Origin of the sequence: Amorphus sp. 3PC139-8 (assembly GCF_040750475.1) — a bacterium.
In the GTDB taxonomy this organism is placed as follows: Bacteria; Pseudomonadota; Alphaproteobacteria; order Rhizobiales; family Amorphaceae; genus Amorphus.
The window spans coordinates 69930-86608 of the sequence record NZ_JABJVY010000010.1; the positions used below are offsets into that span (position 1 = coordinate 69930).

Consider the following 16679-nt stretch of genomic DNA (forward strand, 5'->3'; position numbering starts at 1 on the left):
AGCCGCCACACCAACCCTGCGCGCATGGCTCCGAGTTCGAACTTCGTTCGATCCTCTCAGCTATTTCGCTTTCACGTAGCCTGTCGTTTGACGCGGCCGTTGGAGAAAAGCGGGACATTCCGGCAAGTGTCCGGTGAGAAATCGCCCAACATCGGGTCCGTCAGAAGCGGCCTTCGTTGGGAGCTACGATGCCGGCGATCCTGCGAATTGAAGGCGTCCGAACCGGGCCTGCGTCGAAGCAATGCCGCTCGTCGAGCGCTTCGCCTTCGCAGAAAACCCGTAGACGGAATGTATCTCCGCGAAATCAATGACTTATGATGCGGTCAAGGCATTCTATCACGGACGAAGACTATGTATTCGACCAGAGGCACGGCTTCCGGACATTAACATAGGATAATTTTTAGCAAACAATTACAGAATCAACCAAAAATCAACGGGCGATTTTTCAAGTAATCGCCAGGAACCAAGAGCGATCCGGTGCATTCTCCTATGTGGCTGGGGTGTTACGACCGGCACTCAGGAACGCTGCCATGCCCACCCCTTACCTGGAAAATCAAGTCGTTTCCAACAAGCCATATCCACGTACAACGCCCTTTGCTCAAGATCTCATTGCCCTAGTTCCCGCCCTTCGCGCCTTTGCCCGCGCCTTGTGCCGCAATGACCATGATCCCGATGATTTAACGCAAGATACGATTCTCAGGGCACTTGCAAATCGAGAAAAATTCCAACCCGGCACAAATATGAAATCCTGGCTCTTCACCATCATGAAGAACCTATTCTATAGCGGAATAAAGATCCGTGGCCGGGAGAAGCCGGGAGCGGAAGATTGCGTATCCTCCTCTCCCTCCGTAGCTTCCACGCAGGATTGGTCGCTGCAAGGATGCGAGGTACGCGATTGCATCGACAAACTCCCGTCGGAACAACGAGAGATCCTCATCCTGATTGGGATCCAGGGCTTTTCGTATGAGGAGGCCGCCTCATTCAGAGGATGCGCCGTAGGCACCGTAAAGAGTCGTCTAAACCGTGCCCGTCATCAAGTGTTGGCGAACCTGGAAATGAAAACGGTCTCCGAGCTTCTGCAGGAGCACTGATCGGGACCGCGTCGTCAGTTCAAGTCGACGTGCATCAGGCGCCGTTCCCAGCACGTTTGCGGATGGCCTGAGGCAAAGGCGAAGGTCTTTCACGGCCGTGCGGCGACCGGACTCTTGTTCGAGGCACGAACCGCCGCAGACCCGGCCGCCGATCGCTGGGCTCGCAACCCTCTTCTCCGAAACGGCCGCCCGCGAACCGAATACGCCGATCAACCGCTTCACCGGTAAAGATACGGTCGAGTAACGGACGACGAGAACACGACCGAATTGGCAGCATCGACGGTTGGCCCGCTTCGGCGCGGATCGTTTTCCGGCCCGGCCCATGTGGAGATGGAACAATCTCTGCGATCCATCGTTCGGACGCCGGAAGCCGACGGCCTGCGGATCTCGGCAGCGCCTCCGGCTTCTTCTCGACAGATAACGCAAATGCGAAACGAGGCTCGATATGACCTCCGTGCGCTACGACACGGCGCCGGTGCACAGACGCCACCCGATTTCCGCGCGTGTCGTTCAGTTTCCCATCGTGTGTTTCACACTCACACTCTTCACCGATCTTGCCTATTGGCGGACCGCCAATCTGATGTGGCAGAACTTCTCGTCCTGGCTGCTGTTTGCCGGGCTGATCACCGGCGTCCTGGCCATCGTGGCAGGGCTCCTCGATCTTCTTTTTGGGGAGACGGCGGGCCCGCGCCGGTCGATATGGCCCACCGTGATCGGCGGCCTGATCGTTCTCGTGCTGGCGTTTCTCAACAGCCTTATCCACGCCGGCGACGGCTGGACGGCCGTTGTTCCATGGGGGCTCACGCTCTCCGTGGCGACGGTCGTCGTGATCATCGCCACGGATGCATTCGACACCACATCGCGCGGTCGCACGGCGAAACGAGGTGACGACCATGCTTAGGGCAAATCCGGAAATGGATTCAACGGACCGTTCGTCCAAATATTCGGCAAGAGGCGATCGCACACGGCCGGGTTCCGCCGGCCGCAGACGGCAGCTCGCCCTGATGGGTGGCTTTGTTGCGATCGCGACGCTTGCCGGTTGCAACGATTCCTCGGATTTCGACATCTCCCAGCAGATCGGCCCCGACCCCGTCCTACCCGATCCCAATCCACCCTTGGTCGCCAACATGAAGGTCGCCGAGGTGGTCGGCTGGGCCGATGGCGAGACCCCGACCGTGCCAGACGGCTTGTCGGTGACCGCCTATGCTCAGGATCTCGCGAACCCGCGAGCGCTGCATACCCTGCCCAATGGAGATGTCCTCGTGATCCAGGCTCGCGGTCCGTCCGGCGAGCCTGTCTCGCGTCCGAAGGACATCATCCGGGGCTGGATCATGTCGATCGCTCATGGCGGCGGTGGCGGCGAAAAGAAGCCGAGCGACCTGATCACGCTCTTGCGCGACACCAATCGCGACGGAGAGGTCGACGAGCGCCACGATCTGCTTACGGACTTGAACTCTCCGTTCGGGGTCGCCTGGGCCGACGGAACGCTCTATGTGGCGAACACCGACGCGATCCTGGCCTATCCGTATGAACTCGGCGCCAATGAGATCACCGCCGACCCCACGGTGCTGACGCCGTTGCCCGGCGGGCCGATCGATCACCATTGGACGAAGGACCTCGCGCTTGGGCCGGAAGGGCGCTTCCTCTATGCCTCCGTCGGATCCAACTCCAACATCATGGAAAATGGCCTGGAGGCAGAGAAGGGCCGCGCCGCCATCTGGCAGGTCGACCGTCGGACAGGGGCAAGTCGTGTCTTCGCATCGGGCCTGCGCAACCCGAACGGCCTGACGTTCCATCCCGAAACGGGGGCCCTGTGGACCGTTGTCAACGAACGCGACGAACTCGGGCCCAATCTCGTTCCCGACTATATGACGTCGGTGAAGGACGGGGGCTTCTACGGTTGGCCGTGGAGCTACTACGGCAATCATGTGGACGCGCGCGTTCGCCCGAAGCGCCCGGACATGGTGGAGCAGGCCATCGCACCCGACTACGCTTTGTCGAGTCACGTCGCCCCGCTCGGCATGACCTTCGCAATGGCGTCCGCCCTTCCGGCCGACTATCGCAGCGGCGCCTTCGTCGGAGAGCATGGCAGTTGGAACCGCACCTTCTTCAACGGTTACAAGGTTGTCTATATTCCCTTCCAAGAGGGCGCTCCGTCCGGAAAAGCTCAAGACGTCGTCACGGGCTTCATCGACGGAGACGAGGCCCACGGCAGGCCGGTCGGCGTCGGAATTGACGGCACAGGAGCCCTTCTTGTGGCCGACGACGCGGGCAACACCGTCTGGCGTGTCGCCGCCGCCGACGGCTCCGTCACGGATGCACCGATCGGAACCGATCGCGTGTCCGCCGACACTTCCTCTAGCTTCGATACGGCGACAAGCAGCGCGGCCTCCCCTGCCCGGACGGACAGCTCTGCCGCAGCGACGCCTGCGCCAGATAGCGGCGCAAGCCAAGCGAGCCAGGGCGCCCGGCCCTCATCCGACGAGCTTCTCACCGGTCAGGCGCCTGTGACGACCTCGCAAGGTAGTGGCGGCGGAACACGCCCGTCGCAGACCGACATCGCCCCGGCCGTCCTACCGAGCGAGACCGGCGCGAGCGACGGCCAGGCGAATGAGCGGTGAGCGGACCCACATGAGGAGAAATCGGAACGCGGGCCGTCCGCGTTCCCGGCCCGTGCGGGATCGGCCCGCGGTCTACAAGCTGATCCGGAATATGCGCCTGAGCGTGGAGGAGAATTCATCTCCCTACGGCTTCTCGGTGATGATCACCGGCTCCTACGCGCTTTTGAACACGCTCTCCCCGCCGGACCTCGTGGAGGTCCTGGCCGGCTCGTTCGGAGCGGCCTCTGCCTTCGTATTGGCGGAAGTCGCGGCGCTGACCTTTCTGGAAGGGCCCGCGACCAACGACTCCCAGAAGACGCGCCTGCTTGGGCGGCTTTTGAGCTTCATTTCCATCGGCTGCGGCATGAGCACGGCCTATCTTTGCGGCCTCCTCATAAACGGTCCACTGGGCTGGCTTCTGGCCGGCGCGGCCAGCGCATTCGTCTATCTGCTGCTCGATGGCCTGCAGCTGACCGTGGCCGACTACCGCGCCCGGGACGATTAGAGCAAAGCCAGGAGAAGTGAGGGTGACGTCGGCCGTGCCGCCCACCCGAAGCTTTTTCCCCAGAGCGGTTCGCAGCCAAGGAACAATTGGCCGGTCCAATCTATTTGGAGCAGCAACGGGGAACCGGATCGCTGCATCCACGGACCGATTGCCCGCACTTTACTGTTTCGGGCCGTCGGCAGTGACCTTTGACGATCGGGTCGCTCGCTCCGAAGCCGAGCATCAATCGACGGCTGTTTGCGATCTCAATAGGAGGAACCGCGTCATGCATTGGCAGGTTCGAACCAATCGATTTCCGGAATGGTCCGACCGAGTTCCCATGCCTTCGTGGCATAACCTCGCGCGAGAGGATTGGGATCGGGAGAAACGACCTCCGGCCCGGGAGCACGGCCTTGCGCCCGTACTCGGTCTTGGCGCGATCGCGCTGGTCGGGGTGGCTTTGGGCGCAGCACTCTCGAAACCGAGAGAACCGCGGCATCCGGCCGATTCCGCACCGGGACGCACGGCTCGGCGCAGCCGCTTCGGAGCCTTTGCCGCCGTCGGCCGCAGCGTGACCATCAAGCGCCCACGGGCCGATCTGTTCGCCTTCTGGCGAGACTTCGAAAACCTCCCGAAATTCATGGAAAATATCGAAGAGGTCCGGCAGGTCGGCGAGACGCGATATGCGTGGACCGTCAAAGCTCCCTTTGGCCGCGATGTGGAGATCGTGACGGAGATCGTGCAGGAGCGGCCCGATGAGCTCATTGCCTGGCGCTCCGTGGCCGGGTCCGACATCGAAACGGAAGGTCGCGTTACCTTTAAGGATGCTCCGGCCGGCCGAGGCACCGTCGTCTCCGCGACCATCGCCTATGTCCCGCCGTCGGGAGAGATCGGCAGGCTCGCCGCAAAGATTTTCCAGCGCGAGCCCAGCATCCAGGCCCGCCGCGAACTGAAACGCTTCAAGATGCTGATGGAAACCGGCGAGATCGCGACCGCCGGCATTCCCCACTCCAACTGAGGAGTCGCAACAATGCGTGCGCTCACCTGGCATGGGTCCCAGGACGTCCGGGTCGAGACTGTCCCCGATCCTGAGATTTTCAACCCCCACGACGCGATCATCAAGATCACTTCGACCGCCATCTGCGGCTCCGATCTGCATCTCTATGACGGCGTGATCCCTGCGGTGTTGCCGGGAGACATCCTCGGCCACGAGTTCATGGGCGAGGTGGTGGAAACCGGTTCGCAGAGCCCCCTCAAGAACGGTCAACGCGTGGTGGTCCCGTTCGTGATTGCGTGCGGACACTGCTATTTCTGCGAGAAGCAGCAGTACTCCGCTTGCGACAACTCCAATCCGTCCGAAAAGCAGGACATGACGGAGTTCCTGTTCGGCCACGGCGTCGCCGGGCTGTTCGGCTATTCGCAGTTGACCGGAGGCTACCCCGGCGGCCAGGCGCAATATGTCCGGGTCCCCTTCTCCAACGTCGGTCCGGTCGAGGTTCCGGACGGCATCGAGGATGAAAAGGTCCTGTTCCTCTCCGATATCCTGCCGACCGGCTGGATGGCGGCGGAAAACGCGGAGATCGAAGAGGGCGACACCATCGCCGTTTGGGGATGCGGACCGGTCGGCCTGTTCGCGATCCAATGCGCCCTCAAAATGGGCGCCGACCGGGTGATCGGCATCGACAACTTGCCAAACCGGCTCAGACTGGCCCGCGAACTGGGCGCGGAGGTCGTTGACTACAGCCAGACGAACGTAGCCGAAGCTCTGATGGAGATGACCGGGGGTATCGGCCCGGACGCCGTCATCGATGCGGTCGGCATGGAGGCGCACGGCTTTGCGCCCGACAGCGTGCTCGACACCGTCAAGCAGAAGGTCGGCTTCGGCGCCGACCGCGCCCATGCCCTGCGCCAGGCGATCTATGCCTGCAGAAAAGGAGGCCGCGTTTCCATGCCGGGCGTTTACGGCGGCTTTGCCGACAAATTTCCCCTCGGCGCCCTGATGGAAAAGGGCCTGACCGTCAGGACCGGTCAAACCCACGTCCAGCGCTACAGCGATAAGCTGCTGCAGATGATCGTGGACGGCGAGTTGGACACGACGTTCCTGATCAGCCACCGGTTGCCCCTCGAAAAGGCGGCGACCGGCTACAAGAACTTCAAGGAAAACGCGAACGAATGGACCAAGGTCGTTTTGAACCCTTGGGCAGAGGAGGCACAATGAACGCAAATCCGTTTGCGGTCGTCACGGGCGCTTCCACCGGGATTGGCTTCGAACTTGCGAAATGCTGCGCGCATGACGGCTATGATCTTCTGATCTGCGCCGACGAACCCGAGATCGAGCAGGCGGCCGAGGCGCTGCGGGATGAGACCGTGGCGGTCGAAACCCTCATGGCGGATCTCGGGACGCGGGAAGGGACAGCCGCGCTGTGCGAGGCGATCGCCGATCGCCCCGTCGATGCGCTCCTTGCCAATGCCGGACGCGGATTGGGCGATGCTTTCCTCGATGAGGACCTGGACAAGGCCGTGGATGTGATCGACCTCAACGTGGTCAGCACGATCGCGCTGATCCACGATGTCGGGCGGCAGATGCGTGCGCGCGGGTCCGGCAAGATCCTGATCACGGGCTCGGTTGCCGGCTTCATGCCGGGGAGCTTCCAGGCTGTCTACAACGGGACCAAGGCTTTCCTCGACAGCTTCAGCTGGGCGCTGCGCAACGAGTTGAAAGAGCGTGGTGTCACCGTCACGTGCCTGATGCCGGGCCCGACCGAGACGGAATTCTTCAATCGGGCCGGAATGCAAGATACCAAGATCGGATCCAGTGATGACAAGGACGATCCCGCGAAGGTGGCCAGGCAAGGCTACGAGGCCATGGAAGAAGGCGTCAGCGGCGTGACAGTCGGCTTCATGAACAAGGTGCAGACCACGTTCGCCGGGATCATCCCCGATAGCGTCCTTGCGGAAATGCACCGGCGCATGGCGGAGCCGCAATAAGAGTTGTCGGTCCAATCGGCGGGAAAACTGAGGTAACCTGCTGTAGCAGGCCGCATCAGACCGGCTGTTGCGGGAAACGCGATGGCTCTGACCAAGCGGACGGGCGACGATGAGATCACGGTCTCCTGACGAGTACCTTTCCGTGGACGAGCGGTCGGCTGTCGCAGCCCTCAGCAACCTCGCGGAGCCATTGCCGCCGCTTGATGCGCCCGACTTCGCCTTTTTCGCAGATCGACTGGCGGATGCCAAAGTTGTGCTCCTTGGCGAAGCGAGCCACGGAACCTCCGAGTTCTACCGGGCACGGGCGGCCATCACCAAGCGGCTGATCGAACGGCACGGATTTTGGATCGTCGCGGTCGAGGCGGACTGGCCGGATGCCGCCGCGATCGATCGCTACGTGCGCTGGAAGCCGCATCGTCCGGACGAAGAGGCACCGTTCCAACGATTTCCGGTCTGGATGTGGCGCAATGTCGAGGTCGACCAGTTCATCCGCTGGCTCAGGGACAGAAACGAGGCTGCACCCCGCGCGCCGGCCGGCTTCTTCGGGCTCGACCTTTACAGCCTCGACACGTCGATCCGCGCGGTCATCGATTATCTGGACGCAGTCGATCCCGCGACGGCGAATGTGGCCCGCGAGCGCTATGCATGCCTGCGGCCCTGGGCGGGAGCCCATGTCGACTATGGCCGCGCCGCGCTGGAACGCGGTTTTGCGCCCTGCGAGGAGGCGGTCGTGGGCATGCTGCAATCGCTGCTCGCCAAACGCCTCGACTATTGTGCGCAGGACGGCGAGGCCTTCTTCGACGCCGCGCAGAATGCACGTCTGGTGCGCGACGCAGAGGTCTACTATCGCGCCATGTATTACGGTTCGGCGCAATCGTGGAATTTGCGGGACCGGCACATGTTCGAGACGCTCGAAGCGCTCGTGGGCGAGGAACAGCTTGGCGGGAAAGCCATCGTCTGGGCCCACAACTCCCACATCGGCGACGCCCGCGAGACCGGCATGTCGGAGCGCGGCGAATATAATCTCGGCCAACTCTGTCGCGAACGCTGGGGCGATGCGGCCCTACTCGTCGGCTTCGGGACCGATCGCGGTGCGGTCGCCGCCGCCACCGACTGGGGCGACGATATGGAGATCAAGCAGGTTCGGCCTGCCCTGCCCTCCTCCTACGAGGCTATTGCGCAGGCAACCGGCATCCCGAGCTTTCTCGCGGACTTCCGCCATGCGGATGCGGACCGACGCGCGCCCTTGTCGGAGCGGAGGCTCGAACGCTTTATCGGCGTCATCTACCGCCCGGAAACCGAGCGTTGGAGCCACTATGTGGAGTCGGCGCTAGCCCGCCAGTTCGACTTCTACCTGTGGTTCGACAAGACCAGCGCGATCTCCCCTCTTGCGACCCATAGCGACAGGGGCGAACCGGACACCTATCCGTTCGGGCTTTGAAGGAACTGTAAGGCGCCTCTGCCCATTTGGTCCTCCAGGCGATCGGAACATTCACGATCTTCGACAGTTCGGGAGCATCCCAATTGCCGGAAAGGAGGAATGAGAATGCGTATTTCCGAAATCATGACACGCGGCACGGCGGTCGCCGACCCCAACGACACTGCACGGGCGATTTCCCAGCGAATGGTCGCCGAGGATCTCGGCTATCTGCCTGTTGGCGAACAGGACCGCCTCGTTGGCAGCATCACGGACCGAGACATCATGGCTCGCGTTGTGGCCGAAGGCCGTGGAGCGGACTGCAGCGTCGGCGATGTCATGACAAAGGACGTCAAATACTGCTTCGAGGAAGATGACGTCGATCAGGTCATGAGAAACATGGCCAACACCAAGGTGCGGCGCATGCCCGTGGTCAACAGCGACAAACGGCTGGTGGGCATCGTCTCACTCGCGGATGGCGCCAGCGAGGGCGACCCGTCTGCCGCTGGCGACAGCCTAGGCAAGCTGCGAGACCAGGAGAGCTCGTACGCTGACTGATGTTTCGACATAGACACCTGAAACAAAGGCGGTCGCCACGAGGCGGCCGCCCGATTCACTTCGCCCGCGACATCGCTTCAACGCTCGCCAGGATAGGGATTGGCCTTGAGCAGACGCGCCAGATGGGCGGTGTTGCGGGCCAGCATATCGGTGGCACGACCGACGACCTGCGGAGTCTCGTCGAGATCCTTGTAGTCGGTGCCGTGCATCGCCTCTCCGACCCAATAGCTCACGGCGTTGGCCGGAATGGTGAAGCCGACATCACTCAAAGCCTGATAGAGTTCCGCCGAAACGTGATGCGCCCCGTCCTCGTTGCCCACCACGACGACCGCCGCAACACGTCCATAGGACGCCATTCGCCCCTGGTCGTCGGTCTCCCCCAAAAACGCATCCATCCGCTCCAGCACACGTTTGCAGACGCTTGAGGGCTGGCCCATCCAGATCGGCGTCCCGAGAAGCAAGATATCGCTCGCCAAGACCTTCTCGCGAATTGCCGGCCAATCGTCCCCCGGCCCCTCATCAGAGGTAACGCCCGGCTTGATGTCGTAGCCGGTCATCCGCAGCAGCTCGGCTTCGACATCGAAAGCGGCAAGCGCCCCAAGCACCTGCCTCAACAGCCGCTCGGTAGACGAGGGCTCGTCTGTGGTCTTGAGCGTACAATTCAATGCAAGCGCGTTGAGCATGTCGGTGTCCACCGTTCGGGTCAGGTTTCGCCCTCAATCAAAGCCAGCGAGAACGCCGCTGCGGGATGGTGAGGTCGTCACAGTCCGAACCCGCAGTGCCCCTGAATGTTCCACCCATTTGCGGAGCGGATTGAGCTGGACAAAGCTCGGCGCTATTGCCGCCACTTTTGCCGTCTGTTCAGGAACAATTTCGCAACCAAACGTGTTTCGGTCCTCACAAAAAAGGAGGGCCGCCAGAAATGGAGAACGCTCAATTCTCATTTCATTGGGTCGACTATGCGATTGTGGTGATCTACTTCGCCGCCATTATCGCCCACGGCGTCTATGTGTCTCGCCGCGTGAAATCCGGCGCCGATGGATACTTTTTGGCCGGACGCGCACTGCCTTGGTACTTGATCGGCTTTTCTCTTTACGCGTCCAACATGTCGGGTTCCAGCTTCGTTGGCCTTATGGGCGGCGCCTATGAAAACGGCATCGCGATCTTCAACTATGAATGGACGGCCGCGCTGGTTCTGGTCTTCTTCGCCATCTTCATTCTGCCCTCCTATCTGCGCGCGAAAGTCTCCACCGTCCCGGAATATCTCGAGCATCGCTACGGGGTTCGTTCGCGCCGCGCGTTTTCCGCCTTTACGCTCATCGCGATCATGTTCATCGACACCGCCGGCGCCCTCTATGCCGGCGGACTGGTGATCTCCAACGCAATCGAGCCTCTCAGCCTCTGGCAGGCCAGCGCGGCTTTGGCGCTGGTCGCCGGCCTCTATACGATCTTGGGTGGGCTGTCCGCAGTGGTGGTCACCGACACCGTCCAGGCAATCGTGCTGATGGCGGGCTCTGCCCTGATCTTCGGCTTCGGACTTGCGGAAGTCGGCGGCTGGACCGCGCTGATGGAAAGCCTCTCTCCGGAGAAGAGGCAGCTCATCTTGCCCGCGGACAACGATTTCCTGCCCTGGACGGGGCTTTGGGGCGTGATCTTGCTCGGCTTTTACTACTGGACACTCAACCAGTTCGTCGTGCAGCGGACACTCGGGGCCAGGGATCTGCGCGAAGGACGGCGCGGCTCGGTGTTTGCCGGCTTTTTGAAGCTGCCAAACCTGTTCTTGATGGTGAGCCCGGGTCTGATCGCCTTTGCGCTCTATCCCGACCTCTCCACACCGGACCTTGCCTTTCCCAAGCTCGCCTTTGAGCTGATGCCGGTCGGCGTGCAAGGCCTGATCCTCGCCGCCCTGATCGCCGCCATCATGTCGAGCCTGGACTCCGCGCTGAACTCCGCCGGGACCTTGTTCACGCTCGACTTCGTCAAGCCGTTGCGTCCGAACCTCTCGGAAAAGGCACTGGTTGCCATCGGCAAGGTCGTCACCGGCGTGGCGATGGTGGTTGGAGCGATCTACGCGCCTCTGATTGCCGGATTCGAGAGCCTGTTCAGCTACTTCCAGTCCTCGCTCTCCTATGTCGTACCGGCGATCGTGGTGGTCTATCTGGCGGGCCTGTTCTGGCGCGGCGGCAACGACCGCGGCGCGTTCTGGACAATCTTTGCCGGCATCATCGTCGGCATTCCGATGTTCCTCTCCAAGGAGGTTTTCGATTGGTGGACCGCCGCCGGCCTCCCCGACATCCACTACACGGTGATGTCGTCTTTCATCATGATCGCAGCGATCCTGCTGCACGTCGGGCTCAGCCTGACGGCGCCCCGCCCCGGCGACCAGACCGTCGACCAAGTGGTCTGGAACCGCGATGACTTCGCCGCCGATTTTGCCCAGGTCCGCCGCCCCATCCTTGGTGACTACAAGGTGCTTGCCGGCGTGCTTCTGGTCCTGTGCGCCGTGCCGATCGCCCTGTTCTGGTGAGTGCCGGGCCTCGTATGCGACGAAAGCCGTGAACGTCCAAGCAGGCGCGGGAACAAAGCAGCGCTTTGCGGGTTCGGCCCAATCAGGGATGGATCTGGCGCAATCGAGCCAAATTCGTGCGCCGAGTCGCTCCGCTTCATTCCGTCCCGGATCAGGAGGCGACGATGTCGGATCGGGCCAACACCACGGATAGGTTGCGCAAGGACATCGACGCCGGTGCGACTGGCGACAAAGTCCCCTATGAGGATCCGTGCGCAGCGCCATTGGGTACCGATGACGAGGCCTCGGGGAGTCCTCCCTCGCCTGAGCGAGTTTCGCAGGTGCGCCAGATGGAATCCGCCCCGCAGAGCCCTCAAGCCCCTGCGGTCACAGAGGAACGCAGCCGAGGCGATCTCGCATCCTCCGCTCCAAGCGGCATCGGGCCGATCCTGCTTTTCCTGCTCACGGTTGCGGCAGTGGTTCTGATCGTCGCCCTGGTCGTCCAAATCGAAGCGATCTGACCGACGATATTGGCCGGTTTTCGCGACAAGCGCTCGGGAACAAAGCAGCCGGGCCCGTTGTTTGGCAGCGCAGATCGTCAACGAACGGAGGCACGCTCATGCCCGCGAAATCCAAATCCCAGCAGAAGGCGGCGGGTGCCGCATTGGCCGCAAAGCGCGGCGAGGAAAAGGTCGGCAACCTGAACGGTGCCGCGAAGTCCATGTACGACTCCATGAGCGAGAGCGAGTTGGAGGACATGGCCTCGACCGAGCGTCAGGGAAAGCCCGCCCACAACGCCAAATCGTAGGTCGATGCGAATGGCCGGAACAATGTCGAGCCCAGGTGGTTTCGGCCGAAACAGAGCTACCGATGGAGACCAGCCATGCTCGACAACAAGCCCGCCCAGAGCCAGGATCGCCAGCCCGGGCTGGAAGGCGACATGCGTCCGGAGCCGGAAACCGCACCGCGCCATCCGGGCTCCGAACGCTTGGAAGGGAAGGTCGCGATCATCACGGGCGGTGATAGCGGCATCGGCCGCGCTGTCGCGCATGCCTTCGCGCGCGAAGGTGCGCATGTCGCGATCGCTTATCTCGATGAGCACGACGACGCCGAGGCAACCCTCGAAGCCATTTATTCAGAAGGCCGCAACGGTTTCGCGATTGCCGGCGATCTGGGCGACGTCCAGCATTGCCACGAGGTGGTCAACCAGACACTTTCGGAATTCGATCGGATCGATATCCTGATCAACAATGCCGCCGAGCAGCATGAGGTCGCTGATCTCGTCGAGCTGTCGCCAGAACAATTGGAGCGCACTTTCCGGACGAACGTGTTCTCTTATTTCTACATGACGAAAGCGGTTCTGCCGCACCTGAAATCGGGAAGTGCGATCGTCAACACCACGTCGGTTACGGCCTACCAAGGCCATCCGACCCTGTTGGACTATTCCGCAACGAAGGGCGCCATCGCCTCCTTCACGCGCACCATGTCGATGCAACTCGTCGAACGAGGCATACGGGTAAACGGCGTTGCGCCTGGGCCAATCTGGACGCCCCTCATTCCCGCTTCATTCGACGCCAAGCACACCGCAAAGCATGGCGAGGGCACGCCGATGGCACGTGTCGGCCAACCCAACGAGGTTGCCCCCAGCTACGTATTCCTAGCGTCCGACGATGGCTCCTATATGTCCGGGCAGATCCTTCACCCCAACGGGGGAACGCTCGTCGGCTCCTAAACGCGCAACGGCCTGCATCCCCGCAAAACAAATCGATAGAGGCTGATCGCTCGGTCGCCTCACTGAATGAACTGTTCCGAGAGGAACTTATTCAATTTTAACATATGCAATAGCGCTCCGCTTGGGCCTCGAGAAAAATCTCGATCACATTTTCCGTAACTCCGCGCCCAAATGGACGACTCCATGGTTGATTGCCCGCATTGTGGCTCCAGCCAGGTTCTGCTTGTCGGCGAAAGTGATCATGATGCCGTTGTCGAATGCAGTACCTGCCATCTGATCCTCGGAACGCTCGGCGAACTGCTTTCGCGCATTGCCGAAAAGGGGGAAAGCGACCTGGACCCGCCGTCCTAGAGGCTGTCATGAACTTCGAATAGGGCTGCGCCGATACCGATTTCTCCACTTCGGCAGAAGTCGATCGATGATCGTATCGGGAGCATGGTCGAGGCCGGCGAGGAACCGAAGCGGCGAAAGGCTCTGCCTCGGACTGCGGCTCGGGAGACCTTTCATTGCCGATGGAGAAAGGTGCCATCGAACTCGCCCGCTTCTGCGAGCCCGTCCCAGTCTTTGATGGTGAGAATGCCGTTTTGCAGAACGATCAGGTCGTTTCCGCGCAAAGCCTGCAGCGAGCGGTTCACATGTACGATGGACAGGCCGCACGCATCGCCGATGTCGCTCTGCGTGATCGGCCAGCGGATCGTAGATCCTTCCACGAGACCCACTGTCTCGAGCCGGCAATAGAGCTCGCACATAATGTGGGCGATGCGCTGATACGCCGAGCGCCGGCCAACATTGACCACCCATTCGCGGAATGTTGCCGCTTCCACGAGCGACTCTCGCCATACGGCGAGCGCAAGCCGGCCGGAGTTTTCAGTGAGCGCCACCAGGGCGGTGTGGGGAATAACGGCCACGGTACAGGCTGACATGCTGGCGATGGAATGGTCCATGACATCGAGCAGAAAGCTTTGAACGTCGAAGATATCGCCGGGCACCACGAAACCGGTAATCTGCCGCTTTCCTTCCGTCGTCATGGAGTAACGACACGCAATACCGCTCATAAGAAGGCCGCATTCGCCAACGCGATCTCCTTCGCGAGCAATATCAATGTGAGCTTCATAGTCGATCGTTCGTGAATAAATAGATTTTAGAGCAAATTGATCGCCATCAGACAATGCCTGGAGGGCGTCCAATTTGCGTAACATTGGATTAATATCTTCATTCATGTAAATGTCTCCTTATCAATATTTGAGAATAATCATAAGCGATCCCCATCGATGAAGATGACAATGCTCATGCAGAGGCTACCGGCTTCGTCCTGAACATCCATTCGCCAGTTGCCGCCTTCGGCGAGCGCTCCACTCAGATCTGAAAGCATTTCTGAGGCTGCAGCAATTGCTTCATTGCGGGCCACCATCAGAGAAGGCAGCTCGACTCCTTCGGTATCCGTGAAGGATCCGCCATTTTCCGTATGAAAGAAATATCGCGACACATTTCCCATCCGCTTTGCGACACTACCGTTCCCGGATCCCGGATCGATTTATTTATCCGGGATAATTCCGATCAATATTGTCGAATTAAAGATTATATTGCAGACTTTTATCGATATTTTCCTCCTAAAATACCGAATATCCAATCGGGATATTCGGTAAATTTAAAAAGTGAACTTTACTTGCTTCCGACTTTTTGGCGAGAATTTTGCGATAAATCAACGCCTTACGTGGGAACGATTGCGCAGGAAACCCATCAAGCTCGTGGCCTCGATGTCGAGATCGTGGAGTCTCGAACCCCTCCCCTCCGCCACGTTTGGGCGTTGCATCAGTTCAATCTGGTACCGAGTGATCGGAATTTCCGGGATCACGCCTCCCATCCTGGCGAGCGCCTGCCAGAGCGAGAACGGAACCGGTATCGTATGGACGGAAACGCCTTCGGCCTCAGCGATCGTTTCGACAAGCTGCCGGTAGGTCATGACCTCCGGGCCCGCGACCTCCAACGGCACCTCTGCCGCAACGCGCAGGTCCAAGAGACGCGCGACGCTCTCGGCGGTATCGCCGACCCAGACCGGCTGAAGGGCCGTCGAGCCGGACCCGAACAGTGGAAACACGGGAAACTTGCGAACCAGCCCGGCCACTGTGGTCGTCAGGGAATCGTCACTCCCGAACATCACGGCCGATCGCAGAACGACGGCATCGGGATGCGCGGAGCGAACCGCCTCATCACCTCGGCCGCGGGCCAAGATATAGGCTGAGCGCGAGTCCGGATCTGCCCCGATTCCGGAGATGTGAACCAGACGCGCAACGCCCAGCCGCCACGCGCACTGGGCGACGTTCGCCGCCCCTTTCACATGGACAGCATCGAACGTGTAGGCGCCTTTCTCCACATAGAGGCTGACCGCATTGACCGCCGCCCGCGCACCTTTCAGGGCGGCCTCCACGCTCGCAACATCGAGCACGTCGCCTACGAGCGGTGTGATCCGGTCGTCCGTGCCGAGTACGGTCCGGATCTGATCGGGGTGACGTGACACGGCGCGGATATGCCACCCGCGCTCAAGTGCTCGCGAAACGATCCGCCGGCCGAGAAATCCGGTGGCCCCGAAGATCGTCGCCACGGGCTCATCGGCCGGAGATCCGGGCATGGAAGCCTCCGGCGCGGGCGCAGCGCCTACCCGTCCCGAGGCCCTCGAGCGAGGGTCCGGCGCGCCGCCCCCAAGGAAGGGCCCGTTTCTTCGCTGCCCTGGTCAGCCAGTCCCGGGGCTTCGCCGTAATTCTGAAACGCCTGGGTTGGCTCCGCTCCCCGCTCCAGCGCGTCTTCCGGGGGCATGGTCGCCGTGTCCTGCGCCTCCTCGATCGCGGCAAGTTCGCGCGCCTTCTCCCAATGGACCTCGGCGCGTCCCTCGGGCCGGCCTTCGTCGAGCCACAGATGATAGGCCTTCTCTCGAATGTTCTGATCGGTGTCGGCCATGGTGTTCGCCTTTCCCAACAAGGGCGCTGATGTGGTTCCGACCGGCGTCACGACTTTTGTCGGCTCGCGTCTGGCGGTCCGCCCCCCAACCAATTCGCGGAGACGTTTGTTCCACCCGCCTTGCCACCGATTTGCGCTTGGTGACTTTTCTTCCCAGCGCGGCACCTCTTGATCGCGTGAAAGCGCCTCTTGGGTCCGGCTCGACTTGAAGGCCCATCAAGGACGATAGCCCCACCGAATGGAACAATTTCAACGAATAGTCGTTCGGCCCAATGGGAACCGCTGGAGCGGGTGAGGCGGATGAAAGCCGCTTTCTGCAAACACTCTGCAATAGGCTACTGACTCCGT

19 protein-coding genes are annotated in these 16679 nt (G+C 61.3%); 14 read left to right on the forward strand and 5 right to left on the reverse strand.

The features are described 5' to 3' along the window. Positions 1-530 precede the first annotated feature (530 nt). The 9 genes from HNS03_RS11410 (at position 531) to HNS03_RS11450 (ending at position 9138) form a co-directional block, all read left to right on the forward strand. On the forward strand, positions 531-1091 hold the full coding sequence (locus HNS03_RS11410) for a sigma-70 family RNA polymerase sigma factor (protein WP_367195397.1): 561 nt from the start codon (positions 531-533) through the stop codon (positions 1089-1091). 445 nt (positions 1092-1536) lie between these two features. Continuing rightward, positions 1537-1992, forward strand: a complete 456-nt coding sequence (locus HNS03_RS11415) for a DUF2231 domain-containing protein (RefSeq protein WP_367195398.1) — start codon at positions 1537-1539, stop codon at positions 1990-1992. Positions 1993-2095: 103 nt separating this feature from the next. Next, entirely contained in the window at positions 2096-3712 is a 1617-nt protein-coding gene (locus tag HNS03_RS11420) for a PQQ-dependent sugar dehydrogenase (protein WP_367195400.1), read from the forward strand. A 52-nt stretch (positions 3713-3764) separates the two neighbouring features. Continuing rightward, a complete protein-coding gene (locus tag HNS03_RS11425; RefSeq protein WP_367195401.1) occupies positions 3765-4196 on the forward strand; it encodes a hypothetical protein in 432 nt (143 codons plus the stop codon). Between the two features lie 319 nt (positions 4197-4515). Then, positions 4516-5193 (forward strand): SRPBCC family protein, encoded by a 678-nt coding sequence (locus tag HNS03_RS11430; protein ID WP_367195403.1) that lies wholly within the window; start codon positions 4516-4518, stop codon positions 5191-5193. A gap of 12 nt (positions 5194-5205) precedes the next feature. Then, positions 5206-6393, forward strand: coding sequence for a zinc-dependent alcohol dehydrogenase (locus HNS03_RS11435; protein WP_367195405.1), 1188 nt, complete (start codon positions 5206-5208; stop codon positions 6391-6393). Continuing rightward, entirely contained in the window at positions 6390-7163 is a 774-nt protein-coding gene (locus HNS03_RS11440; protein WP_367195407.1) for an SDR family NAD(P)-dependent oxidoreductase, read from the forward strand. The genes HNS03_RS11435 and HNS03_RS11440 overlap by 4 nt, the downstream gene beginning before the upstream one ends. Positions 7164-7272: 109 nt before the next feature. Beyond that, positions 7273-8604, forward strand: a complete 1332-nt coding sequence (locus HNS03_RS11445; RefSeq protein ID WP_367195408.1) for an erythromycin esterase family protein — start codon at positions 7273-7275, stop codon at positions 8602-8604. A gap of 105 nt (positions 8605-8709) precedes the next feature. Beyond that, positions 8710-9138, forward strand: coding sequence for a CBS domain-containing protein (locus HNS03_RS11450; protein WP_367195410.1), 429 nt, complete (start codon positions 8710-8712; stop codon positions 9136-9138). Positions 9139-9215: 77 nt separating this feature from the next. Here HNS03_RS11450 and HNS03_RS11455 read toward each other — a convergent pair whose 3' ends face one another. Further along, complete coding sequence (locus HNS03_RS11455) at positions 9216-9821, reverse strand: flavodoxin family protein (protein ID WP_367195411.1); 606 nt, start codon at positions 9819-9821, stop codon at positions 9216-9218. A gap of 239 nt (positions 9822-10060) precedes the next feature. On the opposite strand from HNS03_RS11455, the gene HNS03_RS11460 reads away from it, so the two are divergent. The 5 genes from HNS03_RS11460 (at position 10061) to HNS03_RS11480 (ending at position 13727) form a co-directional block, all read left to right on the forward strand. Further along, the gene (locus HNS03_RS11460; RefSeq protein ID WP_367195412.1) at positions 10061-11665 is read left to right on the forward strand and encodes a sodium:solute symporter; all 1605 of its coding nucleotides are present in this window, start codon (positions 10061-10063) and stop codon (positions 11663-11665) included. Between the two features lie 164 nt (positions 11666-11829). Next, positions 11830-12165 carry a hypothetical protein gene (locus HNS03_RS11465; RefSeq protein ID WP_367195413.1) on the forward strand — a complete coding sequence of 112 codons (336 nt, stop codon included), beginning with the start codon at positions 11830-11832 and terminating at the stop codon, positions 12163-12165. 98 nt (positions 12166-12263) lie between these two features. Next, a complete protein-coding gene (locus HNS03_RS11470) occupies positions 12264-12452 on the forward strand; it encodes a DUF3008 family protein (RefSeq protein ID WP_367195415.1) in 189 nt (62 codons plus the stop codon). Positions 12453-12527: 75 nt separating this feature from the next. Further along, entirely contained in the window at positions 12528-13376 is an 849-nt protein-coding gene (locus HNS03_RS11475) for an SDR family oxidoreductase (protein WP_367195416.1), read from the forward strand. A gap of 183 nt (positions 13377-13559) precedes the next feature. Then, on the forward strand, positions 13560-13727 hold the full coding sequence (locus HNS03_RS11480; RefSeq protein ID WP_367195418.1) for a hypothetical protein: 168 nt from the start codon (positions 13560-13562) through the stop codon (positions 13725-13727). A 152-nt stretch (positions 13728-13879) separates the two neighbouring features. Here the strand turns inward: HNS03_RS11480 and HNS03_RS11485 are convergent, their stop codons facing one another. The 4 genes from HNS03_RS11485 to HNS03_RS11500 all read right to left on the reverse strand — a co-directional run bounded on the left by HNS03_RS11485 (position 13880) and on the right by HNS03_RS11500 (position 16331). Then, positions 13880-14596 carry a Crp/Fnr family transcriptional regulator gene (locus HNS03_RS11485; protein WP_367195420.1) on the reverse strand — a complete coding sequence of 239 codons (717 nt, stop codon included), beginning with the start codon at positions 14594-14596 and terminating at the stop codon, positions 13880-13882. 32 nt (positions 14597-14628) lie between these two features. Then, on the reverse strand, positions 14629-14862 hold the full coding sequence (locus HNS03_RS11490; RefSeq protein WP_367195421.1) for a hypothetical protein: 234 nt from the start codon (positions 14860-14862) through the stop codon (positions 14629-14631). A 216-nt stretch (positions 14863-15078) separates the two neighbouring features. After that, positions 15079-16005 carry a complex I NDUFA9 subunit family protein gene (locus tag HNS03_RS11495; protein ID WP_367195423.1) on the reverse strand — a complete coding sequence of 309 codons (927 nt, stop codon included), beginning with the start codon at positions 16003-16005 and terminating at the stop codon, positions 15079-15081. Between the two features lie 26 nt (positions 16006-16031). Beyond that, positions 16032-16331: a DUF2934 domain-containing protein gene (locus HNS03_RS11500; RefSeq protein WP_367195424.1), complete on the reverse strand. Its 300-nt coding sequence runs from the start codon at positions 16329-16331 to the stop codon at positions 16032-16034. Positions 16332-16679: the final 348 nt, after the last annotated feature.

Excerpts from the sequence above, each read along its gene's own strand:
- HNS03_RS11410 (WP_367195397.1), top strand. The coding sequence starts at position 531 with ATGCCCACCCCTTACCTGGAAAATCAAGTCGTTTCCAACAAGCCATAT.
- HNS03_RS11415 (WP_367195398.1), top strand. The coding sequence starts at position 1,537 with ATGACCTCCGTGCGCTACGACACGGCGCCGGTGCACAGACGCCACCCG.
- HNS03_RS11420 (WP_367195400.1), top strand. The coding sequence starts at position 2,096 with ATGGGTGGCTTTGTTGCGATCGCGACGCTTGCCGGTTGCAACGATTCC.
- HNS03_RS11430 (WP_367195403.1), top strand. The coding sequence starts at position 4,516 with ATGCCTTCGTGGCATAACCTCGCGCGAGAGGATTGGGATCGGGAGAAA.
- HNS03_RS11435 (WP_367195405.1), top strand. The coding sequence starts at position 5,206 with ATGCGTGCGCTCACCTGGCATGGGTCCCAGGACGTCCGGGTCGAGACT.
- HNS03_RS11440 (WP_367195407.1), top strand. The coding sequence starts at position 6,390 with ATGAACGCAAATCCGTTTGCGGTCGTCACGGGCGCTTCCACCGGGATT.
- HNS03_RS11445 (WP_367195408.1), top strand. The coding sequence starts at position 7,273 with ATGAGATCACGGTCTCCTGACGAGTACCTTTCCGTGGACGAGCGGTCG.
- HNS03_RS11450 (WP_367195410.1), top strand. The coding sequence starts at position 8,710 with ATGCGTATTTCCGAAATCATGACACGCGGCACGGCGGTCGCCGACCCC.
- HNS03_RS11455 (WP_367195411.1), bottom strand. The coding sequence starts at position 9,821 with ATGCTCAACGCGCTTGCATTGAATTGTACGCTCAAGACCACAGACGAG.
- HNS03_RS11460 (WP_367195412.1), top strand. The coding sequence starts at position 10,061 with ATGGAGAACGCTCAATTCTCATTTCATTGGGTCGACTATGCGATTGTG.
- HNS03_RS11465 (WP_367195413.1), top strand. The coding sequence starts at position 11,830 with ATGTCGGATCGGGCCAACACCACGGATAGGTTGCGCAAGGACATCGAC.
- HNS03_RS11470 (WP_367195415.1), top strand. The coding sequence starts at position 12,264 with ATGCCCGCGAAATCCAAATCCCAGCAGAAGGCGGCGGGTGCCGCATTG.
- HNS03_RS11475 (WP_367195416.1), top strand. The coding sequence starts at position 12,528 with ATGCTCGACAACAAGCCCGCCCAGAGCCAGGATCGCCAGCCCGGGCTG.
- HNS03_RS11480 (WP_367195418.1), top strand. The coding sequence starts at position 13,560 with ATGGTTGATTGCCCGCATTGTGGCTCCAGCCAGGTTCTGCTTGTCGGC.
- HNS03_RS11485 (WP_367195420.1), bottom strand. The coding sequence starts at position 14,596 with ATGAATGAAGATATTAATCCAATGTTACGCAAATTGGACGCCCTCCAG.
- HNS03_RS11495 (WP_367195423.1), bottom strand. The coding sequence starts at position 16,005 with ATGCCCGGATCTCCGGCCGATGAGCCCGTGGCGACGATCTTCGGGGCC.
- HNS03_RS11500 (WP_367195424.1), bottom strand. The coding sequence starts at position 16,331 with ATGGCCGACACCGATCAGAACATTCGAGAGAAGGCCTATCATCTGTGG.